Below are 24,879 nucleotides of genomic sequence, written 5' to 3'. Positions count from 1 at the left end.
GTTCCGCCACCGCTGTGGCGGTCGTTGACAAGAACAGCAGCAAGGCAAACAGCAAACGCAAGTCGAACCGCCCCCCGGCTCAGTCGCGTGCCGACCATTCCACCTCTTTATGGCGTGAGCAAGCCGGGGACTCGGCTAAAACCGGCTCCTTCAGTCAGCGCGCATCGGCTTCAACGCCTCGCTCCAGCGCAACAGCTCGTCCAGCATGGCCTTGGCGCCGCCGGTCACCTGTTCACTGGCGCTGAAGGCGCCGTTCTCGTCGAGCAGTTTCTGGTACATCGGCAACGCGACACCTTCCGAGATCGGCATGACACCCACCGCGGTCAGGAGCGGCTTCAGCGCCTGCGCCGCGCGCAGGCCGCCGGAGACCCCGCCATAGCTGAAAATGGCGGCCGGCTTGTACTTCCATTCGCGCGCGAGATAGTCGATCGCGTTGACGATCGCGGGTGCGACGAAATAATTATACTCCGGCGCGACGAAGACGAAGGCGTCGGCGGCGGCGATCGCCTTCGACCAGGCCTTGGTGTGGTCGTTCTGGTAGTTGCCAAGCCTTGGATGATGCGGCTCGTCCAGCACCGGCAGATGGAACGCGGCGATGTCAGTCAGCACCGGCTCGAATTTTCCGTGCTCGCGCGCGAATGTCTCCAGCCATTCGGCAAAAACCGGGCCGGCGCGCCCGGGCCGCGTGCTGCCGATGACGATGTTCAACTGGTGCTTCAAGGCGGGCTCCTTTGTCAGGCGGTATCTGTTGGTGACCGTCACTACGGCAGAGTGTCCTGGCGGACAAGGCGGGTCACCTGGCGGAGCGGTCACGATCGGATGAACAGACTGTCTGTCTTCGCGTTCTGCTGTCGTGGTTCGGTCTGCCGTTCGGTCACATGGACGTCCGGGGTGCCAGCCACTACATTGATGGGAGTAGCGGAGCACTTCATGGACATTCAGCCCGCCCCCTTTGTTCCCCCCGCGCCGAAGCCGCGCACGACGCCGCCTTCGACGCTGGAGATGATCCGTATCGTCTACCGCAATCCGCTCGAATTGTGGGGTGAGCATACCTATAACGAGCCCTGGATTTCCGCGAATGGCGTTGGTGGTCATCTGATCGTCGCCAACGATCCCGGCCTCATCCGCCATGTGCTGGTCGACAACGCCAAGAACTACAAGATGGCGACGGTGCGCCAGAAGATCCTGCGGCCGATCCTGCGCGATGGCCTGCTGACCGCCGAGGGCGAGGTCTGGAAGCGGTCGCGCAAGGCGATGGCGCCGGTGTTCACGCCACGCCACATCTTTGGCTTTGCCCAGCCGATGCTGAAGCGCACTCTGGAGTTCGTCACCCGTTACGAAGAGGACGGCATATCCGACATCGCCCATGACATGACATTGCTCACCTACGATATCCTCGCCGAGACGCTGTTCTCCGGCGAGATCGCGGGCGAGCCGGGCAGTTTCGCCAATGAGATCGACCGCTTGTTCGAGACCATGGGCCGCGTCGATCCGCTCGACCTGTTGCGCGCGCCCGACTGGCTGCCACGGCTCACCCGCATCCGCGGCCGCAAGACCATGGCCTATTTCCGCAAGATCGTCACCGATACGGTCAAGATGCGCGAAGAGAGGGTCAAGCGTGACCCCGATGGCGTGCCACAGGATTTCCTGACGCTGCTGCTCAAGGCCGAAGGCCCGGAAGGACTGACGCGCTCGGAAGTCGAGGACAACATCATCACCTTCATCGGCGCCGGCCATGAGACCACCGCGCGGGCGTTGGGCTGGACGCTTTACTGCCTCGCCGAATCGCCGTGGGAGCGCAACCGGGTCGAGCAGGAGATCGACCAGGTGCTGGCGCGCGAACCCGATCCGACGAAGTGGCTGGACGCCATGCCGCTGACCCGCGCGGCTTTCGACGAGGCGCTTAGGCTCTATCCGCCGGCGCCGTCGATCAACCGCGAGCCGATCGAACCGGAAATGTGGAAGGATCTTTATATCCCCAAGCACGCGGCCGTGCTGGTGATGCCTTGGGTCGTGCATCGCCACAGGAAGCTGTGGGACAGGCCGGATGCCTATCTGCCGGAACGGTTCCATCCGGGAAACCGTGAGAAGATCGACCGCTTCCAGTATCTGCCGTTCGGTGCGGGACCACGCGTTTGCATCGGCGCCAGCTTCGCTATGCAGGAAGCGATCATCGCACTCGCGATCCTGTTGTCTCGCTTCCGCTTCGATACCACGGCCGAGACCAAGCCTTGGCCGGTGCAGAAACTGACCACACAGCCGCAAGGCGGGTTGCCGATGCAGGTCACCCGCCGCAGTCGTTGAGAGCTGGATTTATGCCGCGGGCTTGCGCTGCTGGAACTGGCCGGCGGCGCGGAAGCGCCAGAGGTAGCTCGGCAGGATCGTCGCGATCGATTGCGGCTGGATGCCAAGCCCGGCGAGTGTCCGGTTGGCCTTGGTGGCGGCCTCCGAAACGATGTTGTGCTCGCGCAACTGCATCACCTGGTCCTTGGTCAGCAGCGGATTGGGCAACAGGCCGAGGATCGAGGCCTGGATGTTGGCCACCCACCACGGCACCGGCACCAGCAGGCGCTTGCGCTCGATCACGGTGAGCAGCTCTTCCATGCACTCCTTGAAGGTGAGCACATTGGGGCCGCCAAGCTCATAGGTCTGGCCGCCGCCGATCTTGCCGTCGACCGAGCGCGCCACCGCCTCGGCAACGTCGCCGACATAGACCGGCTGGAACTTGGTATGGCCGCCGCCGATCAGCGGCAGCACCGGCGAATAGCGCGCCATGTTGGCGAAGCGGTTGAAGAAGCCGTCTTCCGGTCCGAAATTGATCGACGGCCGGAAAATCACCGCGCCGGCGATCGTCTCCAGCACGGCCTTCTCTCCAAGCGCCTTGGTGCGCGCGTAATCCGATTCGGAGTCCGCATCGGCGCCGAGCGCTGAAATATGGGTGAGCCCGGCACCCACCGAGCGCGCGGCCTCGGCAACGGCGCGGGCGCCGAATTCGTGAACGGTGTTGAATTTCTGCCGGCCGGTCTCATGCAGGATGGCAACGAGGTTGACGACATGGTCGGCGCCTTGCACGGCACGGTCGACCGACCAGCGCACGCGCACATTGGCCTGCACCGGCTGGATCTGGCCGACATTGCCGAGCGGCTGCAAATGGCCGGCAAGGTCGGGCCGCCGGCAGGCGACCCGGATGCGGTAGCCGCGCTTGGCCAGCGCGCGCACGACATGGCGGCCGACGAAGCCTGACCCGCCAAAGACGACGACGAGCTTTGGGGTCTGCAGGATTTCGGTCATGGCTGGCTCCGGCGCACGTTCCAGATGGCTTGGCTGAAGCCGTTTCATAGTCGGTTTTGCGCCAAAGGCAAAGGGTGACGCGTCGTCGCTGCCACCCCTCTCGAAAGCTTGTTAGAATGCCTTGCCGATGCGGGCGTCGACCGAGTGCCGGTTGCCGCCGCGAATGACGAAGAAGAGCAGGATCGCCGCCCACAAAAGCGACTTTTCGGTCCCTGAAAAACCCTGGCCCATCGTCACCCAGTGGAACCAGACCGTCACTAGCAGCACGAACAGCCCGGCAAAGGCGGCCGGGCGCGTCAAAAACCCGAGTGCGATGAGGATACCGCCAAAGAACTCGGTGCAGGACAGAAGCAGCGACCAGAAGGCGCCGGGATAGAAGCCGAGGCCTTCGACCATTTCGGCGGCGCCGAAAGGATTGGTGATCTTCTGCGAGCCATGGACGGTGAGCAACGCGCCGGCGACGACGCGCAGCACGGTTTCGCCGGCATCATGCAGCGACGAATACAGGCGGCCAAGCGCCGGAATGATCAGTCTGCCGCGGGAAGCGTCGGTGGTTGCGGACATCGTAGCTCCTGTTGTTGTGATGACCCCTCGCAAACGCCCGATGGCTCCCATCAAGTCAAGTTAACAAAAGTTAACTGTCATTATCATGTTATTGCGTTCAAAGGACGAAACGCAGAAAACCCCGCCGAAGCGGGGTTTTCCGGGTGAAGATCATGTCGAAACCAGGGTCCAACGAGGCGGCCTGACCTGAGACGGTATCAGCGTGGCGTGAGACGCCCGCCCCAGCCCTGGACGCATCCGACAGAAGACACCGACCGGGCAAACCCGACCCGGACAGCTATTCGTCGTCGCGACGCGCGGGAAGGTTCACCGAGGCGCGGAAAATTCTCTTCAGGCGGAATAGCGCTCGGCGAATTCGGAAATACGCTGCACCACTGCCTTGGGCGCGGTGATGCCGCGTGCCTGGGCTTTCTCGGCGGCTTCGGCCCGGGCACGGCCCGGCACATGCACGCCATAGCGGCGGCGCAGGCGATCGAGCTGGTCCTTCATCCGCTGTTCGAAATCCGGATCGAGCAGCTTGGGCTCGACGGCAAGCACGAACAGGCCGGTTCCGGGGCTGTCCGGGCCGCCGCTGAACCAGGGCGCGTCGAGCGACCAGTTGGCGCCCGACAGTCCGGCCGCCAGCACTTCGACCATCAGTGCGATGTTGGCGCCGCGTTGGCCGCCAAAGGCAAGCATGGCGCCCTTCATGGCGGCCGCCGGATCGGTGGTCGGGTTGCCGCTGGCGTCCAGCGCCCAGCCTTCGGGGATTTTCTTGCCGTCCTCGGCCGCCTTGCGAATGTTAACGAAGGCGGTGGCGCTCGACGACTGATCGATGACCAGCGGCGCGCCATCGGCGGCGGGGGCGGCAAACGACATCGGGTTGGTGCAATAAACCGGCTTGACCGAGCCCGAGCCGGCAAGAACCGCCGGACCGTTGGTGGCGGCGAAGGACACCAGCCCCTGTGCCGCCAGCCTTCCGGTGAAATAGCCGAGCGCGCCGCACGTATAGGCATTCTTCTGCGAGAAGATGGCGACGCCGAACAGCTTCGCCGCCTTGGCAAGGTCGCCGATCGTCCGGTCGAAGCCGGTATGCGCCAGGCCGCCGCGTGCGTCGGAGAGATAGACGGCCAGCGCCGGCCTTGTGATCACCGGATCGGCATTGCCGTCGATGCGCCCGGCCTCGAGGGCTTCGAGATAATCGATGAAATGCGACAGCCCGACGGTCGAAAGCCCTTCCGCCTCGGCTGCTATGATCGAGGCGGTCAGCGATTGCGCCGCTTCCTCATTGGCGCCGGCGCCGAGTGCCGCCATCCGGCACAGTCCTCTTGCCTGGTCGAGACTGAGTTGCATCATGGCCGTCCTGCGATTGCTGCAATTGGTTGGTTGGGTCTAACAGCACATGAGGCGGCGTTTGTGTTGAAAATCGTCCGCAACTGCAAGAAAAACGGCGGACACATCAGCTGTTGCAAGTCCACGGTACGGGGGCCTGGCGGCTCCAGGGCAATTCCAGGCAAAGCTTTAGCCGATCTTGTTCGGAATCCGCGCCTCGATCCTGCTGAAGGCGAAGACCAGGATGCCGGTGATCGTCATGTAGATCAGCGCCAGCAGCAGCAAGGGTTCGTAGGTGAGGTAGGTGTCCTGTCGCACCTTGCCCGCGACGGCGAAGATGTCGATGACGCTGATGGTCGCCACCAGCGGCGTCGACTTCAGCTGCAGCACGGTTTCGCCGGTCAGCGTCGGCAGCGCCCTGTAGAAGGCTTGCGGCAGCCAGATGCGCCGGAAGATCTTCCAGCGGCTCATGCCGAAGGCGCGGGCGGCTTCCAACTGTCCCTTGGGCACGCCGGCAAAGGCGCCGCGCATCACTTCACCCTCGTAACCGGCGAAGGACAGGGTGAGAGCCAGAACGCCGTACGGCCAGGCCTGTCTGAGATAGGGCCACATCCAGGAGTCGCGGATCCACGGATATTGCGGGAACAGCGAGCCCAGCCCGTAATAGAGCAGCCATAATTGCAAGAGCAGCGGCGTGCCGCGGATGATGGTGCAGAAGACTTTCGCCGGCGCCGCGACCCAGATCGAACCGGCGGCCTGCGCCAGCCCGACCGGCATGGCGATCAGGAAGCCGAGCGCGCAGGTGACAGCCAGGATCCACAGGGCGCGCCAGATGCCCATCAGGCCCATTTCCCAATATTGCGGCAGCCAGTCCCAGCGCATGAAAAAGGCGGCCGACAACACCAGCCCGAGCGCGATCAGGATGAGGACGATGCGATGCGGCTGCAGCCAGAGCGAGGCGCGCGCCGCCGTGTTGATGATGGCTGCTTCGCCCGCCATCAGCGTGCCTCCTTGATCGAAGGCATGCCGCGCCGTGCCCATTTCTCGGCGCGGCCAAGCAGGAAGTTCGAAAACAGCGTCACCGCGAGATAGAGCACGCCGGCGGCGAGATAGAATATCAGATAGGCCTTGGTGACGCCTGCCGCCTGCCGTGTCGCCAGCGTCAGTTCGAAGAAGCCGACGACGGCCAGCAGCGCGGTGTCCTTGGTCGCGATCAGCCACAGATTGGCGAGACCTGGAATGGCAAAGGGCAGCATCGCCGGCAGCGTGATGCGCCGCAAGAGAAGGCCGGGAGACATGCCGAAGGCTCGGGCGGCTTCGATCTGGCCCTGCGGGATGGCCAGGATCGCGCCGCGCATGACCTCCGTCGAATAGGCGCCCTGGCAGAAGCCGAGCACGGCTATGCCGGCCACCAGCCCGCTAATATCGACACGCTGGTAACCGATCGCGGTCAGTACCTGGTTTATCAGGTCGGTGCCGGCATAATAGAGCAGCAGGATCAGCACCAGTTCCGGCACGGCGCGCACCACGGTGGTGTAGACCGCGAGCAGGTCGCGCACGGCCGGTCCGCCGTAAAGCTTGCCATAGGCACCGCAGATCCCGATGAGCAGGCCGACGATCGTGGCGCCAACGGCAATCTCCAGCGAATGCAGCAACCCGAGCATGAGTGTGCCGCCCCAGCCGACGGGCGCGGGCGAGAGGAGTTCGATGATGCCGGCCGCCGAGGCCGGAAGGAATGCGTCGATCAGCTTTGCCCCCGGATTGCTGGCTCTATCCGCCGACGCCAGCGGCCGGCGGCAAGCATGAGTGGGAAGCCGGAGAGCACGACTTGGCGTCGTGTCTCCGGCTCATGCGAGGGTCGTCAGTTCGACTGCGCGTCGGCACCGTAGATGTCGAAATCGAAGTACTTCTTCGAGATCGCGTCATATTTGCCGTTGGCGCGGATTGCCTTGATGCCGGCGTTGATCTTTTCCTTCAGTTCGGTGTCTTCCTTGCGCACGCCGGCGCCGACGCCCGGTCCGAGCACCTCGAGATCCGGCGCCACCATGCCCTTCAGGTCGCAGCAGGCTTTGCCCTGGTCCGACTTGAGGAATTCGCCGAGTGCGATGGAATCGGCCTGCACCGCGTCGAGTCGGCCGGCGGCGAGATCCTGGTTGGCCTCGTCCTGGGTCTGGTATTCCTTGATCTCGGACGCCGTGGCGCCGAAATGCTTCTTGGCGTAGACGGCGTGCACCGTCGACACCTGGACGCCGAGCACCTTGCCCTTGAGGTCGTCAGGCGAGGCGCCGAACTTCTGGTCCTTCGGTCCGATGATCGCCGTCGGCGTGTTGTAGTACTTGTCCGAGAAGTCGATCGTCTTCTTGCGCTCGTCGGTGATCGACATCGACGAGACGATGAGGTCGATCTTCTTGGTGGTCAGCGCCGGGATGATGCCGTCCCAGGCAACCGGCGTGATGACGCAGTCGAGTTTCTCCTCGGCGCACACGGCGTCGATGAACTCGATCTCCCAGCCGACCCACTTGCCCGACGCGTCCGGCGAGGTGAAGGGCGGATAGGGCTCGGCGGCGACGCCGATCTTGACCGGATCGGCCTTGGCCACGCCCATGGCGGCGACGCCGAGCAGCAGTGCCGCGGCGAATGTCTTCAGAGCAGTCTTCATTTCAAACTCCCAGTTTGTTGTTGGTTCCCGGTTTTCTTCCGTCCCGGCCTGTCCCTAGCCGATGTTGCGGATGAACTGTTTCAGCCTTTCGGATTTCGGTGCGCCGAAGATTTGCTCCGGCGGGCCTTCTTCCTCGACCAGCCCGTTGTAGAGGTAGACGACGTGGGTCGCGACCTCGCGGGCGAACTTCATCTCGTGGGTGACCAGCACCATGGTGCGGCCTTCGCGCGCCAGGTCGCCGATCACCTTCAGCACCTCGCCGACCAGTTCCGGGTCGAGCGCCGAGGTCGGCTCGTCGAACAACATGACGCGCGGATTGATGGCAAGCGCGCGGGCGATCGCGGCGCGCTGCTGCTGGCCGCCAGACAGGTAGGCGGGATAGACGTCGCGCTTTTCGGCAAGCCCGACGCGCGCCAGCAGCTTTTCGGCTTCGCTGATCGCCACCTCGCGCTTGACGCCAAGCACATGCACCGGAACCTCGATGACGTTCTCGATCAGCGTCATGTGGCTCCAGAGGTTGAAATTCTGGAACACCATGCCGAGCTTGGAGCGGATACGCTCGATTTGCCTGCGGTCGGCCGGGATGGTGTGGCCGTGGCTATCGGCTTTCAGTTTGATCTCTTCGCCATTGACGCGGATGATGCCGCTGGTCGGGTTTTCCAGGCAGTTGATGCAGCGCAGCAGCGTCGATTTGCCTGAGCCTGAGCCGCCGATGATGGCGATCACCTCGCCATCGCGCGCCGACAGCGACACGCCCTTCAGCACATGCAGTTGGCCGAACTTCTTGTGCAGGTTCTCGACATGGATGGCTTCGGCGGCGCCGTCCTGCGCCTTGCCGGATTGGACTGCGGCAGCTTCCACCGCGCTCACCGGGTGACCTCTGTATGGTCGGCGGCAGTTCGTCGAACGTCCATTCGGCTAATCAACATATACGCTGTACTGCCCCGCTCCAGACTTCAGCATGGACCCAACGGCGCGAGCCCGTCAATCCCACTCATTACGGCACTTGCGAGCTTGTTGTGCAAGTGTATAAATAGCGCTCCATGAAATTTTCTCGATTTTTTTCAGCTAAAAAAGGGCTTCGATGAGCGCTTTCGGATCACAGTCCATGGCAGCGCCGCTGCGACGCGTGCTGATGCGGTCGGCGGCCAACGCCATGCGCGACGCCGACAGGGTTGCCTGGCACTATGGCCCAGGATTCAATCCAGCGAAAGCAGCATCGCAGCACGCGCTCCTTGCCGAACTGGTGGCGGCTTCCGGCGCCGAAATCGAATGGATCGAGGACAAGGCCGATGGACTTTCGGATTCGGTGTTCACGCACGACCCATCGTTGATGACCGAGCGCGGCGCGCTGATTCTGTCCATGGGCAAGCCCTTGCGCGCCAACGAGCCCTCGCTGCATGAGGAAACCTACAGAAGGCTGGGCATTCCGATCCTCGGCCGCGTCGAGGCTCCAGGCCAGGTCGAAGGTGGTGATTGTGTATGGCTGGATGCCCGCACGCTCGTGATCGGGCGCGGTGTCCGCTCCAACCAGGAAGGCATCCAGCAGGTTTCCAACCTGCTGACGCCGCTGGGCGTTTCCGTCTATGGCTTTGACCTGCCGCTGTGGCAGGGCGAAGAGGCCTGCCTGCATCTGATGTCGGTGATCAGCCCGCTGGCCGACGACCTCGCTTTGGTCTATTCACCGCTTTTGCCGGCCGCGTTCTACCAGATGCTGAAGGCGCGCAACATCCGGCTGGTGGAAGGCGACGCCGAAGAGTTCGCGGCTTCCAACGGCCTCAGCCTGAACGTGCTGCCGACCAGCCCATTCAAGGTCATTGCCGTTGCAGGCTTTCCAAAGACCAAAGCCGCGATGGAAGCCGCCGGCTGCACGGTCGAAATCTTCGAGGCGGATGCGCTCTGCATCGCCTGCGAGGGCGGGCCGACATGCCTGACGCGGCCGATCCTGCGCCAATGAATACGCCTTCCCGCCGCAGGTTCCGTCGCGAGGGCGAGGAGCGGCGGCGGCAGGATCTGATCGAGGCAACTCTGGACAGCGTGGCGGAACATGGCCTGCAGGGCGCCACCTTGCGCACCATCGCTTTGCGCGCCGGCGTCACCGCCGGGCTGATCCGGCACTATTTCCCCGGCAAGGAAGAATTGCTGCAGGAAGCTTATGCTGCGCTGATGGGCCGCATGACCGAGCAGGCGAAAGCGGCGTTGGTCATGGAAGATGCCTCGCCGCGCCAGCGCCTTGCGGCTTTCGTTACCGCCAACCTCAACGCGCCGATCATCGACGCGCGGGTGTTTTCGCTCTGGGCAACCTTCATCGGCCGCGCCGGTGCGGATCCGGCCCTGGCTCGTGCTCACCGTGAAGGCTACCTTGGCTTTCGCAACGAGGTGGAAGCCGTTGTGGCCGAGGTGCTCGCGGCAGAACAGCGCGAGGCGGACGCAAACCAGTTGCGCCACCATGCCATTGCGATCAACGCGATCATCGACGGGCTCTGGGTAGAAGGCTGCCTGGCCGGCGAGATGTTCTCGCCTGGCGAATTGGCGGCGATTGGCATCAAGACTATCGAGGCCGAACTGGGCCTCGCGCCGCTGAAGCATTTCCAGGAAAAGTGACATGCGGTTTTCCGTCCGGAATTGCGTTGAAGACAAAGGGACCGAGCCGATCACTGTTTCCGAACTGTGATCGGCTCTAAGGGAGGAAAACCAATGACAACACTCGGCGAAGCCCTCATCACGCTGCTCGAAGCCCACGGCGTCGACACTGTCTTCGGCATTCCGGGCGTGCACACGGTCGAGCTCTACCGTGGCCTCGCGCGCTCGAAAATCCGCCATGTCACGCCGCGCCACGAACAGGGCGCCGGCTTCATGGCCGACGGCTATGCCCGCGCCAGCGGCAGGCCCGGTGTCGCCTTCGTCATCACGGGACCAGGGCTGACCAACACCATCACCGCCATGGGCCAGGCGCGCGCCGATTCGGTGCCGATGCTGGTCATATCGGGCGTCAACGCCATGCCGACGCTGGGCAAGGGCCTGGGCTTCCTGCACGAGCTGCCGGATCAGCGCGGCATGATGGAGAAGGTGGCGCTGTTGTCGCAGCGCGTCACCGAGGCGAGCGAATTGCCGCGCGCATTGGCACAGGCCTTCGCCCTGTTTTCATCGTCGCGGCCCGGCCCTGTGCATATCGAGATCCCGACCGATGTCATGGTCAAGCCGGCTGACGGTATCGCGGCACTGCTGAGCAACGCGGCACCGCCGGCGCCGGACGGCGCGGCGATTGCGAGCGCGGCCAAACTCATCGCCACTGCCCGCCGTCCGCTGATCCTGGCCGGCGGTGGCGCCAAGCGCGCCGAAGCGTCCTTGCGGCGCCTGGCCGAGAAACTGGGTGCGCCGGTCGTCGAGACCACCAATGCGCGCGGCCTGCTGCACCGCCACCCGCTCTGCGTGCCGGCAAGCCCAAGCCTGAAGGCGGTTCGCGCGCTGATGGCCGAGGCCGATCTGGTGATTGCCGCCGGCACCGAATTCGGCCCGACCGACTATGACGGCTATGGCGATGGCGGTTTCGTGCTGCCCTCCAACCTGATCCGCATCGACATCGGCGCCGACCAGCTCGCGCGCCGCCCGGTGACGGTTGGCATCCAGGCCGACTGCGCCGAGGCGATCGAAGCCCTGCTCGCCGCCATCGGCTCTGCTCATGTGGCCGCGCCAGAGGGCGAGGCACGCGCCGCCGCTGCACGCAAGGCGGCGGTCGCCGAGCTGAGCCCGGCCTATCTGGCACAGGTGCATGCCGTGGAAATGATCCGCGACACGCTGCCGGGCGCGATCATCGTCGGCGACTCGACGCAGCCGATCTACGCCGCCAACCTCTACTACGACCACGACCGGCCGGCCGGCTGGTTCAATGCCGCCACCGGCTTCGGCGCGCTCGGCTATGGCCCGCCGGCGGCGATCGGCGCGGCGCTTGCCATGCCCGACGCGCCGGTCGTCTGCCTGACCGGCGACGGCGGCTTCCAGTTCACTTTGCCGGAACTGGGTGTCGCGCTTGATTCCGACGCACCGGTTATTTTCGTGGTCTGGAACAACAGGGGCTATCGCGAGATCGAGACCTCGATGCTCGATGTCGGCGTCGAACCCGTCGGGGTCTCGCCGGCGCCGCCGGATTTCTGCAAGCTGGCCGAAGCCTATGGCATCGGCGCCGAACGGCTGGCCGAGATCGGCGCCTTGCCGCAGGCCCTCAAGCGCGCCCGGGCAACTGGATTGCCTTGCGTCATCGAAATCACGGTCGATTGAAGCCTTCAGGCCGCCGGTGATTTTCCAACCTGCATCGGATACTACGCCGGCTCGGCTGTTGTACCGCAACAGCCTCATGGCTGACGGCATTGCCACTATATGCGTCCTGACGCATGCAAAGACGTGACGGCTGCCATGTCGAGATATCAGTTGAGTGATCGCCCGAAAGGCGCGACGCTTCGCGTCGGGGCGGCGCAACAAGCGACAAAATCATAAAAATACGACAGGAGCGGTCCAGGATGACGGAAATACTTCAAGGCAGGCATATCGTTGTGACCGGTGGAACCGGCGCGCTCGGCGGTGCGGTGGTTGGCCGGCTGCTGGAACAGGGCGCGATCTGCCACGTACCGAACGCGCATGCCGCGGCACCCCAGCATTTTCCTTTCACCGCGCATGAGAACGTCAAGCTGGCGCACAATGTCGACCTGTCGGATTCCGCCAAGGTTGAAGGCTTCTATGCTCAGGTTCCCGCCTTGTGGGGATCGATCCATCTCGCCGGCGGCTTTGCCATGGCGCCGGTGGAAAAGATCGAATCGGCCTCCTTCGCCGAGATGATGGACACCAACGCACGCACCACTTTCCTGTGCAGCCGCGCGGCGATCCGCTCGATGCTGGCGTCGGGCACATCAGGCCGCATTGTCAATGTCACCGCGCGCGCCGGGCTCGACCCCAGGCGCGGCGCCGGCATGGTCGCCTACACGGCCAGCAAGGCGGCGGTGGCGGCCATGACCGTGGCGATGGCGGAAGAGCTCAAGGCCAAGGGCATCCTGGTCAATGCCGTGGCGCCGTCGACGCTCGACACACCGGCAAACCGCGCCGACATGCCGGATGCCGATTTCACCAAATGGGTCAGCCTCGAAGCGGCGGCCGAGGCAATCGCCTATCTCGTTTCGCCCGCCAACCAGGCGATGAGCGGAACGCTGGTGCCGCTCTACGGCCGGGCCTGACTTATAGGCACAAGTTTCAGAACTGGAGCAATTCCAGGAAAAGTGTGAACGGTTTTCCGTCCGGAATTGCGCCAAAACAAAGAGTTAGAGCGGTTCGCCGTTTCCGTGAAACGGTGAACTGCTCTAAGTCAAAGAAAAACCCCGCCGGATCGCTCCGGCGGGGTTTTGTTTAGAGCTTTGCGAAGGACTTAGCTGCCCTGCTTCTTCAGCGCGGCACCCAGGATATCGCCCAGCGAAGCGCCGGAGTCGGTCGAACCGTACTGAGCGACGGCTTCCTTCTCTTCGGCGATTTCCAGCGCCTTGATCGAGACCTGCAGCTTGCGGGTCTTCTTGTCGAAGGCGATGACGCGGGCGTCGACCTTCTGGCCGACGGTGAAGCGCTCGGGGCGCTGCTCGTCGCGGTCACGGCTGAGGTCAGAGCGCTTGATGAAGGTCTCGATGCCGCTGTCGACCAGCCGCACTTCCAGACCGCCATCCTTGACGCCGATGACTTCACAGGTGACGACGGCGTTCTTGCGCAGTTCGCCGCTGTTGGCCGCCTCGCCGACCGTATCCTTGGCCAGCTGCTTGATGCCGAGCGAAATGCGCTCCTTCTCGATGTCGACGTCGAGCACCTGCGCCTTGACCATGTCGCCGCGATTGTACTCTTCGATGACCTGCTCGCCCGGACGGGTCCAGTCGAGGTCGGAGAGGTGCACCATGCCGTCCACGTCGCCTTCCAGGCCGATGAACAGGCCGAACTCGGTCTTGTTCTTGACCTCGCCCTCGACCTGGCTGCCGACCGGATGGCTGCGCGCGAACGCTTCCCACGGGTTTTCCAGCGTCTGCTTGAGGCCGAGCGAGATGCGGCGCTTGGCCGGATCGACCTCGAGCACCACCACGTCGACTTCCTGCGTCGTCGACAGGATCTTGCCGGGATGCACGTTCTTCTTGGTCCACGACATTTCCGAAACGTGGATGAGGCCCTCGATGCCCGGCTCCAGCTCGACGAACGCGCCGTAGTCGGTGATGTTGGTGACGGTGCCCTTGATCTTCTTGCCGATCGGGAACTTGGTGCCGATCTCCGACCACGGATCGCTCTCGAGCTGCTTCATGCCGAGCGAGATGCGGTGGGTTTCCTGGTTGATGCGGATTATCTGCACCTTGACCGTCTGACCGATGTTGAGGATTTCGGTCGGATGGTTGACGCGGCGCCATGCCATATCGGTGACATGCAGCAGGCCGTCGATGCCGCCGAGGTCGACGAACGCACCGTAATCGGTGATGTTCTTGACGACGCCTTCGACAACCTGGCCTTCTTCGAGGTTCTGCACGATTTCCGAACGCTGTTCGGCGCGGCTCTCCTCGAGCACGGTGCGGCGCGACACCACGATGTTGCCGCGGCGGCGATCCATCTTGAGGATCTCGAAGGGCTGCGGGTTGTGCATCAGCGGGGAGACGTCGCGGATCGGGCGGATATCGACCTGGCTGCGCGGCAGGAAGGCCACGGCGCCGTCGAGGTCGACGGTGAAGCCGCCCTTGACCTGGTTGAAGATGACGCCTTCGACGCGCTCACCCTTGGTGAACTTCTCTTCGAGACGGACCCAGCTCTCTTCGCGGCGGGCCTTTTCACGGGAAAGCATCGCTTCGCCAAGCGCGTTTTCGATACGCTCGACATAGACTTCGACGGTGTCACCGACCTTGAGGGTGGTGTCCTTGCCCTTGACGCCGAATTCCTTCAGCGGCACGCGGCCTTCGACCTTCAGGCCGACGTCGATGATGGCCATGTCTTTTTCAATGGCGGTGATGATGCCCTTGACGACCTGGCCTTCGCCGGAATGGCCGGCGGTGAAAGATTCTTCGAGCAGGCTCGCGAAATCATCGCGAGTGGGATTTGCAGCTGACATATTTTCTCCTGGAGTGCCCCGCATCTGGAAGCGGGACGGGCGCCGTGGGTTAGCGTTGCGTTGGCCTGCCGGCGTTCCGGGCTGAAAAAAGCCCTGGGCCGCTTTCTAAGCGGCAATTCCGGCGCATAAAGAATGCTGGCAGGCTGGTTCGTGCCCGATATGGGTATTTTCTGCGCTTCCGGCAACGGAAACACGGGAGAAAACCCGGATCAGGCCTTGTTTCTCCTGGCCAGCGCGTCGTCGATGATCGCCATGGCCGCGAGAAACGCGGCTTCTATAGCCATTTCGCTGGTATCAAGCAAGTGCGCGTCGGCGGCCGGCTTCAAGGGTGAGTCGGCACGGCCCATGTCGCGCTCGTCCCGGCGCGCGATATCGGCGAGGATTTCAGCAAAGTTGGCGGTGCCGCCGATGCTTTCGATCTCGGCCAGCCGGCGCCTTGCCCGCACCTCCGCACTCGCCGTCACATAGAGTTTGATGTCGGCATCGGGGCACACGACGGTGCCGATGTCGCGCCCGTCCAGCACCGCGCCCGGCGGCGTCTTGGCGAAGGCCCGCTGCTTTTCGACGAGGATGCGCCGCACCGTCGGATACACCGCGACTTTCGAGGCGGCCTCACCGACCGCATGCGCCGACAGCACCGCCCGGTCGAGCCTTGCCAGATCGACCTGGCGCGCCGCGGTTTCGGCCGCCGAGACATTGTCGAGCGGCAGCGCGTGCTGGATCAGCGCATAGGCGACCGCGCGATAGGTGAGGCCTGTGTCGAGCAGGTTCAGCCGGTAATGGTCGGCGAGCCGCCGGGCGAGCGTGCCTTTGCCGGCGCCGGCGGGTCCGTCGATGGCGATGGTGAAGGTCGGGGTCATCTGACTTGCCTGAATTGACGGAGCCCCAGCACGACCAGAGCGATCAAAATCGACAGTGGCAACAAGATAAAGGGTATGATGCCAATTGTTACAAAAGCCACGGCGCCGATTGCGCGCGAGAATCCTGCAAGGATGCTCCAGCCGTTTCTTTCCAGGAACTCGCCGGTATGAACGGAAGCGAACGTGACAAGAAACTGCAGAGCAAAGAGCCAAAAAAGGATCGCAAAGATACCGAATCTTTTCTTGAAGGCGATGCGTTCAATCAAATACGGGACCAGCGCAAATCCGAGGTAAGTCGCGACCGCTAACAAGTCCCGCTTCATCAAGCGATCTCCGCGCCCAACCCCGTCATCAATCCCATGAACTCCGGAAAACTCGTCGCGATCATCGCCGCGTCATCAATGGTCACCGGCTTTTCCGTCGCCAGCCCCATGACCAGAAAGCTCATGGCGATGCGATGGTCGAGATGGGTCTGCACGGTCGTGTCCTGGCCGTTGGGATGCCCGCCCAATCCCTTGCCGCCGGGCTTGCCGCGCACGGCAAGCGAAGCTTCGCCCTCGGTGCAATCGACGCCGTTGAGCTTCAGCCCGTTGGCGACGGCCGAAAGCCGGTCGGACTCCTTCACCCGCAGCTCTTCCAGCCCCTGCATCAGCGTCTCGCCTTCGGCGAAGCTGGCGGCGACAGCCAGCACCGGGTACTCGTCGATCATCGACGGTGCCCGCTCGGGCGGCACGGTGACGCCCTTAAGCTCGGAATAACGCACGCGCAGATCTGCGACATCCTCGCCGCCGGCGTTGCGCGGGTTCAGAATGTCGATCTGGCCGCCCATTTCCTGCAAGGTCAGCAAAAGGCCGGTGCGGGTCGGGTTCATCAGCACGTTTTCGATGACGATGTCCGAACCCGGCACGATCAGCGCCGCGACCAGCGGGAAGCCGGCCGAGGACGGGTCGCCGGGTACCGCGATCGTCTGGCCGGTCAGCTTGCCCTGACCCTCGATGAAGATGTGGCGCACGCCGCGCTCGTCGGTCTCGACCGACAGATTGGCGCCGAAGCCCTTCAGCATCTTTTCAGTATGGTCGCGCGTCATCACCGGTTCGATGACCGTGGTGATGCCCGGTGTGTTGAGGCCGGCAAGCAGCACCGCCGATTTCACCTGCGCCGAGGCCATCGGCACGCGGTAGGTGATCGGGGCGGCGTGCTTGGGGCCGTGCAATGTGATCGGCATGCGGTCGCCGGGTGTCGCCTTCAGCACCTGCACCCCCATCTGGCGCAGCGGCTCGAGCACGCGGCCCATCGGCCGGCCGGACAGCGAGGCGTCACCGATGAAGGTGGTTTCCATGTCATAGGTGCCGACCAGGCCCATGGTCAGCCGCGAGCCGGTGCCGGCATTGCCGAAATCGAGCGGGCCTTCCGGCTGCAGCAGTGCGCCATTGCCGGTGCCGCGGATCACCCACTCGGCGCCGCGCTTCTCTATATGCGCGCCCATTGCCTTCATGGCAGCAGCCGTACGCATGACGTCCTCGCCTTCGAGCAGGCCGGTGACTCGGGTTTCACCGGATGCGAGACCGCCGAACATCATGGAGCGGTGCGAGATCGACTTGTCGCCCGGTACGCGGGCGGTGCCGGAAAGGGCTTGAGATTTGCGGGCGGTGGCCGGCTTGGGAGCGGCGGCGTGAGACATGGAATTTCCCTGGACGGAATGCCGGCGTGCCGGCGCTTTTCATTTGTTGCGGCGGTCTCGTATCACGGCGGGGCGAAATGGTCATCCCCATGGTCGTCACTTGGCGCGAGGCCTTTCAGGACTTGGTTTTGTGACGCCGGCTTTTCGCTTTGACAGCGCTGCAAACTGTGGTTAAGGGGACCACTCTTTTATTGACGAGGCTTGCCGTGGCAAAAAACGAACTTGGCACAAAGCGTATCGACCCTGAGACGGGTCGAAAATTCTACGACCTGAACAAGGACCCGATCGTCTCGCCCTACACCGGCAAGACCTATCCGCGTTCCTATTTCGAGGAAGGCAAGATCGCCGCCCTCGAGGAGGAAGAGGAAGTGGCCGAGAAGGAAGTGGACGCCGAGGACGAAGAAGGCGTTGAAGTCGTCTCGCTCGAAGAGGCCGACGAGGACGTCAAGGGTGACGACCTGCCGGACCTCGGCGATGACGAGGACGTCGACCTCGGCGACGACGAGGATGACACTTTCCTTGCCGACGAAGAGGAAGAAGACGACGACGTTGCCGACATGATCGGCGTCGGCGACGACGACGACGAGGTCTGATCGACCTGAAACGCAAGCGTTTGCAGGCTTTCTCGGCCTGTGAACAAAAAGCCGCTCTTCAAGGCTTGATATCTGGGAAAGGCGGGGTTAGAAGCCGCCTGCACTAACGGCGCGGTGTTCCAACCCGCGCTGATCTCTTCGCCGGAAACGGCGCCGGCTGACTGCCGGAAGTGGGGCCATAGCTCAGTTGGGAGAGCGCTTGAATGGCATTCAAGAGGTCGTCGGTTCGATTCCGATTGGCTCCACCAAACAGTCCTTCGCAAACTTGATCGTTGCCGCTCTTGTTGATGAGTAACCCGGCGAGCATTTCGATAGAACGGTTCCCGTGAAACGACGAACCGCGCTAGACCACCGTCTCTCCTCCATCGACAACCAGAATCTGGCCCGTCATGTACGAGGACCGGTCGGACACAAGAAACAGCACCGCCTCCGCGATTTCCTCGACGCTTGCCCAACGTCCAAGCGGCACTTTTTCGCGGATGTAGGCTTCGATGGCTTCCCGGCCTCCCATCTGGGCGATGAAAGGGCCATTGAAGGGCGTGTCGACCCAGCCGGGGCAAAGCGCGTTGACGCGAATGCCAAAGCGGCCAAAGTCGCCCGCCATCTGCTTCGTCATCGCGATCACCGCGTGCTTGGTCGTCGTATAGGCGATCATCTCGCGGTCGTAGAGCACGCCGGAGCTCGACGACGTGTTGAGGATGACCCCGCGACCCGCCTTTTTCATGAACGGCATGACGATGCGGGCACCGAAGAAGTGAGCCCGCACGTTGAGCGTCCAGGACGTGTCGAAGCCTTTGACGCTCACACCGAGCAGGTCACCCTCTACCTGTACGCCGGCATGATTGTGCAGGATGTCGATCCTGCCTTGCGTGTCGATGAAATCGCGGAAACCGGCTTCAAGCGCCTGATCGTCGGTCAGGTCGAACACAAGCGCTTTCGCCCGGCCCCCTGCGGCAACAATCTGGTCGACGGTCGCGTTCGCGCCGTCAGCGCTGCGGTCCGCTACGCCGACCACAGCGCCCTCGCGCGCGATGATCAGCGCTGCCGCCCTGCCGATGCCCGATCCTGCCCCGGTAACGATCGCGGTCCTGTCCTTCAGGATCATCTTTCAGCCCCCTTTCTCCCTGGCCTGTAATCCTGCATCATCCGTCGGACGAGCCTCGCCAGCTTGGATGCGCGCCGATCAACCTCTGGGGAAAAGACAGGCATGTACGACTTCGGCCCCTTCAAGTTCGAGTCGAAGCAGGATTTTTTCGACAAGGCAATCCGTTTCTGGAATCCCGACAAGACCAGGTTCTGGCAGAAAGCCGGGATCGATCTGGTGATCGGCAGGCGGGAAGGCTATTTCCTCTACGACATGTCGGGCCGCCGCCTGATCGACCTGCACCTCAATGGCGGCACCTACAATCTCGGTCATCGCAATCCGGAACTGGTCGAGACGCTGAAGAGCGCGCTCGATTATTTCGACATCGGCAACCACTGGTTTCCCTCCGTGGCGCGGACGGCGCTGGCCGAATCCCTCGTCAATGTCTCACCGGGACTGAAATATGCGATCTTCGCGCCGGGCGGCGCCGAGGCGGTGGACATCGCCATCAAGAGCGCCCGCTACGCCACCAAGCGGCGCAAGATCGTGTCGATCATCAAGGGGTATCACGGGCATTCGGGGCTTGCGGTGGCGACCGGCGACGATCGCTTCACCAAGATCTTTCTTTCCGACCAGCCGGAGACGTTCATCCAGGTTCCGTTCAACGATATCGACGCCATGGAGCAGGCGCTGAAGGGCGACGACGTCGCGGCGCTGATCATGGAGACGATCCCCGCCACGTACGGCTTCCCAATGCCGAAGGACGGCTATCTCAGCGCCTGCAAGGCGCTGTGCGAAAAGCATGGCGCGATGTACATCGCCGACGAGGTCCAGACCGGCCTGATGCGGACCGGCAGCATGTGGGGCTGGCAGGCCTATGGCGTCCAGCCGGATATCATGGTGACGGCAAAGGGCCTGTCCGGCGGCCTCTATCCGATCAGCGCGACGCTGGTGAACGACAGGGCGGGCGGCTGGCTCAACGAGGACGGGGCGGCCCACATCTCGACCACCGGCGGGGCCGAACTCGGCTGTGTCGTTGCTCACAAGGTCATCGAGATGCTGCAGCGGCCTGAACTGGTGGCCAATGTCGGCACCGTGACCGAGTTCATGGCGCAGGCCATGCGTGAGATGCAGGCTCGTCACGGCGATGTCTTCACCGGGGTGCGCCAGAAAGGCGTCATCCTCGGCCTGCAATTCAGCAATCACCCTGAAGGCGCCGTCTTCGTGTCACGCGCACTCTACGAGCAGGGCGTCTGGGCGATCTTCTCGTCGCTCGACAAGCGGGTGCTGCAGTGGAAGCCTGGCGTGCTTCTCGATCACGAAACCTGCCGGGACATCATGGATCGCTTCGACGCGGCTATGCCGCGCGCGCGGGAGTTGCTGCATCAGGCAGACAAGGCGAGTTGACATGTCCCGAACCTGGTTGAAACTGCCAGGCGCCCAGCTCGAGCTGGCGGCTGGACTTGCCGGGATCGTGTGGGTTCCGGCAGGGGACAAGGGCAAAATGATCGGGCAGGACGGACAGTGACGGATTTCGACGCTCTCACCCATGACCAGCAACTCGGCATCCTGCAGGAGACGGCGGAGGCGGCCACCGCCAACTACGATTTGCCGGCGGATGTTTCCGTCGCGATGATCAACCTGTCGGAGAACGCGACTTACAAGATTGCAGCTCGCGACGGCCGGCGCTGGGCGCTTCGCATCCATCGCGACGGCTACCATTCAAGGACGGCCATCCAGTCCGAACTGGCCTGGCTGACCGATTTGCGCCAAACCGGGATCGTGCCCACCCCCGTGCCGGTGGCCGGCAAGGATGGCGAGCAGATCCAGCGTGTCGGCCATGCCAGGCTTGCGCAACCCCGCAATGTCGTGCTGTCGCAATGGGAGACCGGTTCGGAGCCGGGCATAGGCGAAGCGCTCGCCGAACCTTTCGAGGTGCTTGGCGAGGTGACGGCCCGCATGCACATCCACGCCCGGCAATGGAAGCGCCCATCCTGGTTCAGCCGCCATGTGTGGGATTTCGAGACGAGCCTCGGCGAGGAAAGCCCCCATTGGGGACGCTGGCGCGACGGCATGGGCGTCGATGGCGACAAGGCTAAACTCTTCGGCCGCACCGCGGATCTGATCGGCCGCAGGCTCGCCGCCTTCGGCAAGGGCCATGACCGTTTCGGCCTCATTCATTGCGACTTGCGGCTCGCCAACCTTTTGATCGACGGCAAGACGGTGAAGGTCATCGACTTCGACGATTGCGGCTTCGGCTGGTTTATGTATGACGCGGCGACGCCCATCTCTTTCTATGAGCACGAGCCGCAGGCAGCCGATCTTATCCAATCGTGGACGACCGGCTATCGCCGAGTGCTTGACCTGCCCAAGGCGGACGAGGATGAAATCCCGACCTTCGTGATGCTGCGCCGCCTGCTCCTGGTTGCGTGGATCGGCTCACACGCCGAGACAGACCTCGCCCAATCGATGGGCCTGCCCTACACCGAGGGAACGGTCGGGCTGTGCGAGGCCTATCTCAGCAGGTTCTCCTAGACGGTCGCCATCATCATGCCAGGGCCTCCAGGCTCTCCGGCAGGATCTGGCCGCCGTCGACGATGATCGTCTGCCCTGTCACATAGGCTGCCTCCTTCGAGGCAAAGTAGAGCGCGGCGTAGCCGATGTCCTCTACGGTTCCGAGCCGCTTGAGCGGGATCGAGGCCGCCATGGTCTTCTGATAATCCTCGCCCAGACCGGCAAGGCCCTCGGTGATGATGTTGCCCGGCATGACGGCGTTGACGGTGATGCCGTATTTCGCCAGCTCGATGCAGGCGGTGCGCATGAAGCCGAGTTGCCCGGCCTTGGTGGCGCCGTAGTGCGACCAGCCGGGAAAACCGGTGACCGGGCCGGTGATCGACGACGTCAGCACGACGCGGCCCTGGTCGGATTTCTTGAGATAGGCAACCGCCGCCTTGACCGCGTGGAAGGTGCCCTTGAGGTTGGTGTCGACAACCTCGTCCCATTGTTCCGAAGTCATGTCTTCGAGCCGCGCCTGCGGGAAAATTCCGGCATTGGCGCACAACACGTCGATGCCCCCGTTTCTTGCGGCCACGGTCGCAAACGCGCTCTCGACGCTGGCGAGCGAGGTGACATCGCCAGCCACGCCAAAGGCGCCGTGACCGATCTCGGCGGCCGCGGCTTCGGCCTGGTCGAGATGGCGCGCGATGATGGCGACCTTGGCACCAGACAGCGCGAACACCCGCGCTATGCCCTTGCCGATGCCTTTCGATCCGCCGGTAACGACGACGGACCGACCCTTCAAAGACTGGGTCATGATTTGAAGCTCCAAAATGAGACGGGGACAGAGTGATACCCTGTCCCCGTTGCCACAAGAAATCCAGGGCGGTGGATGCCCTAGCCTTCGTTCACCATGTGACCGATGTTCTGGTACGCTTGGGGGTTGGCGGACTTCAGCACGAAGCCCCAGATCAGGCCGACGATAAGGATCGCAAGCCCGACATAGGGGATGCTCCTGGCGAAGCCATTGGTGCCGCCGAGCGTCGCGAGATTGGCCACCAGCGTGTAGACGAGGACCAGCTGGACCACGAGCGAGATCAGCGGCGCGATGACCGTCGTCAGCATGCTGCCGCCGCCGTTCTTCTTGAACCACATGTAGATCGCCAGCGAGACAACGGCTTGCAGCACCAGCAGCAGTCCGGTGCCAAGCACCGCAAACAGCGTATAGACGCCAAGCCAGGCCTGTCCCGACGGATCGTCGAAGCCGTAGGCCAGACCGTAGAGGAGCACCCACACCGCCGCCAGCACCGACTGCAGCGCCGAGGCCTTGTGGGGGCTCTTGTGATGATCATGCGTCTCGGCGATCGCCTGCGGCAGGACGCCCTCGCGCGCCAGCGAGTACAGATAGCGGGAAGCGGTGTTGTGGAAGGCCATGCCGCAGGCAAAGGAACTGGTCAGGATGAGAAGCGACATCAGCTGGTAGCCCCAGCCACCGACAAAACTCTGAACCGGCGTCAGGAAGAAGTTCACCCCGTCGGAGAATGCCTTGGCCACCATGTCGGCCTCGGTCGGATAGGCCGCCACCGCGCACCAGCTGACGAAGGTGTAGAACAGGCCAAGGCCAATGACCGAAATCAGCAGCGATTGCGGAATGATGCGCTTCGGATCACGGGATTCCTCGGCATAGTTCGGCGCCATCTCGAAGCCGACCCAGGACCAGAACGCCATGAAGATGCCGACAGCCGCGGCACCCGCGGGTATGGCCACGGTTCCGACTGTCTGCTCGGCGACAGGCGTGAACACCTTGAACACATTCAACGAATCGCCGGAAAAGTTCGTCCCGCCATGGGCGAAAAGCACGCCCAGCGAGAAGATCACCAGCATGATCACTTCAAGAATGAGGGCTATCCCGAGCAGCCGTGCCGACACCTTCACGTCGCGATAGGCGAGTGCTGCGATGACCACGATCATGGCGAGCGCGAGCACGATCCACGGCACGTTGATGCCGAAATGCTGGGAAATCCAAAGATTGCCGAAAAATGCGAACAAACCAGTGAGCGAGGCCTCGAAGAGAGAGTAGCAGGCGAGCGAGCCAATGCCCGCCGACATGCCGACCTCACGGCCGAGCCCCTGGCTGATGAAGGAGTAGAAGCCGCCGACGGACGAGACGCGCGATGCCATCGCGGCATAGCCGACAGAGAAGATGGTCAGCACGATCGTCGCCATCAGGAAGGCGGCCGGCGTGTATTTGCCGATGCCGTAGCCTGCCGCGAACGGTACATTACCCAGCATCGCCGACATTGGCGCCGCGCCGGTGACGGCCAGGAAGAGCACTCCCGCGAGCCCCACGGCCTTGGAGTGCAAAAGATTGATGCTGTTACTCTTCGAGACGTCGATCGTCCCGCGTGCAGTTTCTATGGCCATGAAGCCCTCTCCATTCGTGACAGCTGTATTTGGTCCCCGCACGTGGCGGCCGATGTGTCCCGGCCTGCGAGTGCAGCCATGACACTACGGACGCCGCGTCACTTTGCCAAGGCCATGATTTTGCATAGCTCGGCGCTCGACATCACGTGGCAGTAGATCATGTTGATGATTTCGAGCTCCTTGCGATGAAGATCCTCGGTCGCCGCCGCGCAGCAATCCTCCAGCACAATGACCGCATAGCTCTCGTCCGCCAGGCTGCGCACTGTCGAGGACACGCACTGATCCGTGAAGATGCCGCAGCAGATGACATTCCTGATGCCGAGATTGTGAAGGATCAGGCGCAGATTCGTCCCAGTCAGCGCGGAATCGGTGGTCTTGGTCACCACGATTTCGTCGCCGGCCGGCTGAAGCTCGGCAACGAGCTGCGACGGCGCGTCGTTCTTTGGCAGCAGCAAATTGTTCCAGCCCGGCATTTTCTGGGAGAGCGAGCGATCGCGCCCGTCCCTGGTGTGGCAGGCGATGCGGGCAAAAAGGCATTCGATGCCATTTTGCCGAGCCAACTCCAGCAATCTCGCCGTGTTCGGTATGACCGTGCCGTGCATACGCTCGTGGAACGGCGTCCATAGATCGTAGCGGTGCTGTTCCTGCGGTGAAAGCGAGGCGCGATCCGGCCGTCCCAGGTAGGTGTTCTGAACGTCGATGACCAGTATGGCGGTTTGCGCTGGCACCAGTACCGGATCATCCGGCTCGGGCGCGCCGAGGTAATAGAGCGAACGGAATCCGGTTTTCCAGCTCATGCGGTCCT

The 24,879-nt window shown here is 63.3% G+C and carries 24 protein-coding genes and 1 tRNA gene; 9 read left to right on the top strand and 16 right to left on the bottom strand.

The window, feature by feature from the left end; translation table 11 throughout:
• Positions 1-150 precede the first annotated feature (150 nt).
• On the bottom strand, positions 151-720 hold the full coding sequence (locus tag AC1D05_RS14000) for an NADPH-dependent FMN reductase (RefSeq protein ID WP_477441311.1): 570 nt from the start codon (positions 718-720) through the stop codon (positions 151-153).
• A 210-nt stretch (positions 721-930) separates the two neighbouring features.
• Between AC1D05_RS14000 and AC1D05_RS13995 the strand changes: the two genes are divergently transcribed.
• Positions 931-2,304, top strand: coding sequence for a cytochrome P450 (locus AC1D05_RS13995; protein WP_477441309.1), 1,374 nt, complete (start codon positions 931-933; stop codon positions 2,302-2,304).
• A gap of 9 nt (positions 2,305-2,313) precedes the next feature.
• On the opposite strand, the gene AC1D05_RS13990 is transcribed toward AC1D05_RS13995, so the two are convergent.
• The 7 genes from AC1D05_RS13990 to AC1D05_RS13960 form a co-directional block, all read right to left on the bottom strand.
• Positions 2,314-3,291 (bottom strand): complex I NDUFA9 subunit family protein, encoded by a 978-nt coding sequence (locus tag AC1D05_RS13990; RefSeq protein ID WP_477441307.1) that lies wholly within the window; start codon positions 3,289-3,291, stop codon positions 2,314-2,316.
• A 111-nt stretch (positions 3,292-3,402) separates the two neighbouring features.
• Complete coding sequence (locus AC1D05_RS13985) at positions 3,403-3,855, bottom strand: DoxX family protein (RefSeq protein WP_477441305.1); 453 nt, start codon at positions 3,853-3,855, stop codon at positions 3,403-3,405.
• Positions 3,856-4,185: 330 nt separating this feature from the next.
• The gene (locus tag AC1D05_RS13980; protein WP_477441624.1) at positions 4,186-5,187 is read right to left on the bottom strand and encodes an Ldh family oxidoreductase; all 1,002 of its coding nucleotides are present in this window, start codon (positions 5,185-5,187) and stop codon (positions 4,186-4,188) included.
• Positions 5,188-5,355: 168 nt separating this feature from the next.
• Positions 5,356-6,165, bottom strand: coding sequence for an ABC transporter permease (locus AC1D05_RS13975; protein WP_477441304.1), 810 nt, complete (start codon positions 6,163-6,165; stop codon positions 5,356-5,358).
• Positions 6,165-6,830, bottom strand: a complete 666-nt coding sequence (locus tag AC1D05_RS13970; protein WP_477441302.1) for an ABC transporter permease — start codon at positions 6,828-6,830, stop codon at positions 6,165-6,167. The genes AC1D05_RS13975 and AC1D05_RS13970 overlap by 1 nt, the downstream gene beginning before the upstream one ends.
• Before the next feature lie 197 nt (positions 6,831-7,027).
• Positions 7,028-7,825: a transporter substrate-binding domain-containing protein gene (locus tag AC1D05_RS13965; protein WP_477441300.1), complete on the bottom strand. Its 798-nt coding sequence runs from the start codon at positions 7,823-7,825 to the stop codon at positions 7,028-7,030.
• Between the two features lie 54 nt (positions 7,826-7,879).
• Positions 7,880-8,695, bottom strand: a complete 816-nt coding sequence (locus AC1D05_RS13960) for an ABC transporter ATP-binding protein (RefSeq protein ID WP_477441299.1) — start codon at positions 8,693-8,695, stop codon at positions 7,880-7,882.
• Positions 8,696-8,909: 214 nt separating this feature from the next.
• On the opposite strand from AC1D05_RS13960, the gene AC1D05_RS13955 reads away from it, so the two are divergent.
• From AC1D05_RS13955 to AC1D05_RS13940, 4 genes are all read left to right on the top strand, one after another.
• Positions 8,910-9,782 carry a dimethylarginine dimethylaminohydrolase family protein gene (locus AC1D05_RS13955; RefSeq protein WP_477441297.1) on the top strand — a complete coding sequence of 291 codons (873 nt, stop codon included), beginning with the start codon at positions 8,910-8,912 and terminating at the stop codon, positions 9,780-9,782.
• A complete protein-coding gene (locus AC1D05_RS13950; protein ID WP_477441295.1) occupies positions 9,779-10,429 on the top strand; it encodes a TetR family transcriptional regulator C-terminal domain-containing protein in 651 nt (216 codons plus the stop codon). The genes AC1D05_RS13955 and AC1D05_RS13950 overlap by 4 nt, the downstream gene beginning before the upstream one ends.
• Positions 10,430-10,522: 93 nt before the next feature.
• Positions 10,523-12,103 carry a 5-guanidino-2-oxopentanoate decarboxylase gene (locus AC1D05_RS13945; RefSeq protein ID WP_477441294.1) on the top strand — a complete coding sequence of 527 codons (1,581 nt, stop codon included), beginning with the start codon at positions 10,523-10,525 and terminating at the stop codon, positions 12,101-12,103.
• A gap of 239 nt (positions 12,104-12,342) precedes the next feature.
• Complete coding sequence (locus tag AC1D05_RS13940; protein ID WP_477441293.1) at positions 12,343-13,050, top strand: SDR family NAD(P)-dependent oxidoreductase; 708 nt, start codon at positions 12,343-12,345, stop codon at positions 13,048-13,050.
• Positions 13,051-13,238: 188 nt separating this feature from the next.
• Here the strand turns inward: AC1D05_RS13940 and rpsA are convergent, their stop codons facing one another.
• The 4 genes from rpsA to aroA form a co-directional block, all read right to left on the bottom strand.
• Positions 13,239-14,936 carry a 30S ribosomal protein S1 gene (gene rpsA / locus AC1D05_RS13935; RefSeq protein ID WP_027040545.1) on the bottom strand — a complete coding sequence of 566 codons (1,698 nt, stop codon included), beginning with the start codon at positions 14,934-14,936 and terminating at the stop codon, positions 13,239-13,241.
• 209 nt (positions 14,937-15,145) lie between these two features.
• Positions 15,146-15,796, bottom strand: a complete 651-nt coding sequence (cmk, locus tag AC1D05_RS13930; protein ID WP_477441291.1) for a (d)CMP kinase — start codon at positions 15,794-15,796, stop codon at positions 15,146-15,148.
• On the bottom strand, positions 15,793-16,119 hold the full coding sequence (locus AC1D05_RS13925) for a hypothetical protein (RefSeq protein WP_477441289.1): 327 nt from the start codon (positions 16,117-16,119) through the stop codon (positions 15,793-15,795). Before AC1D05_RS13925 ends, cmk begins: the two co-directional genes overlap by 4 nt.
• Positions 16,119-17,477, bottom strand: a complete 1,359-nt coding sequence (aroA, locus tag AC1D05_RS13920; protein WP_477441288.1) for a 3-phosphoshikimate 1-carboxyvinyltransferase — start codon at positions 17,475-17,477, stop codon at positions 16,119-16,121. The genes AC1D05_RS13925 and aroA overlap by 1 nt, the downstream gene beginning before the upstream one ends.
• Before the next feature lie 206 nt (positions 17,478-17,683).
• Between aroA and AC1D05_RS13915 the strand changes: the two genes are divergently transcribed.
• Together AC1D05_RS13915 and AC1D05_RS13910 are read left to right on the top strand one after the other, a co-directional pair.
• Positions 17,684-18,070 (top strand): TIGR02300 family protein, encoded by a 387-nt coding sequence (locus tag AC1D05_RS13915; protein WP_477441286.1) that lies wholly within the window; start codon positions 17,684-17,686, stop codon positions 18,068-18,070.
• A gap of 172 nt (positions 18,071-18,242) precedes the next feature.
• Positions 18,243-18,318: transfer RNA gene (locus AC1D05_RS13910), tRNA-Ala, on the top strand.
• Between the two features lie 95 nt (positions 18,319-18,413).
• Here AC1D05_RS13910 and AC1D05_RS13905 read toward each other — a convergent pair.
• Positions 18,414-19,175 carry an SDR family NAD(P)-dependent oxidoreductase gene (locus AC1D05_RS13905; RefSeq protein ID WP_477441284.1) on the bottom strand — a complete coding sequence of 254 codons (762 nt, stop codon included), beginning with the start codon at positions 19,173-19,175 and terminating at the stop codon, positions 18,414-18,416.
• A gap of 102 nt (positions 19,176-19,277) precedes the next feature.
• Here AC1D05_RS13905 and AC1D05_RS13900 point away from each other — a divergent pair, with 102 nt between their 5' ends.
• Together AC1D05_RS13900 and AC1D05_RS13895 are read left to right on the top strand one after the other, a co-directional pair.
• Positions 19,278-20,561, top strand: coding sequence for a class-III pyridoxal-phosphate-dependent aminotransferase (locus tag AC1D05_RS13900; RefSeq protein WP_477441282.1), 1,284 nt, complete (start codon positions 19,278-19,280; stop codon positions 20,559-20,561).
• Positions 20,562-20,678: 117 nt separating this feature from the next.
• A complete protein-coding gene (locus tag AC1D05_RS13895) occupies positions 20,679-21,689 on the top strand; it encodes a phosphotransferase enzyme family protein (protein WP_477441280.1) in 1,011 nt (336 codons plus the stop codon).
• 13 nt (positions 21,690-21,702) lie between these two features.
• On the opposite strand, the gene fabG is transcribed toward AC1D05_RS13895, so the two are convergent.
• The 3 genes from fabG to AC1D05_RS13880 all read right to left on the bottom strand — a co-directional run bounded on the left by fabG (position 21,703) and on the right by AC1D05_RS13880 (position 24,871).
• A complete protein-coding gene (gene fabG, locus AC1D05_RS13890) occupies positions 21,703-22,467 on the bottom strand; it encodes a 3-oxoacyl-ACP reductase FabG (protein WP_477441278.1) in 765 nt (254 codons plus the stop codon).
• Between the two features lie 80 nt (positions 22,468-22,547).
• On the bottom strand, positions 22,548-24,074 hold the full coding sequence (locus AC1D05_RS13885) for an APC family permease (protein WP_477441276.1): 1,527 nt from the start codon (positions 24,072-24,074) through the stop codon (positions 22,548-22,550).
• A gap of 98 nt (positions 24,075-24,172) precedes the next feature.
• Positions 24,173-24,871 carry a cysteine hydrolase family protein gene (locus AC1D05_RS13880; protein ID WP_477441274.1) on the bottom strand — a complete coding sequence of 233 codons (699 nt, stop codon included), beginning with the start codon at positions 24,869-24,871 and terminating at the stop codon, positions 24,173-24,175.
• Between the last annotated feature and the right edge of the window lie 8 nt (positions 24,872-24,879).

The sequence above is a fragment of the Mesorhizobium sp. P2_E9 genome (assembly GCF_056403815.1).
This window is presented reverse-complemented; position numbering and strand designations above follow the sequence as displayed.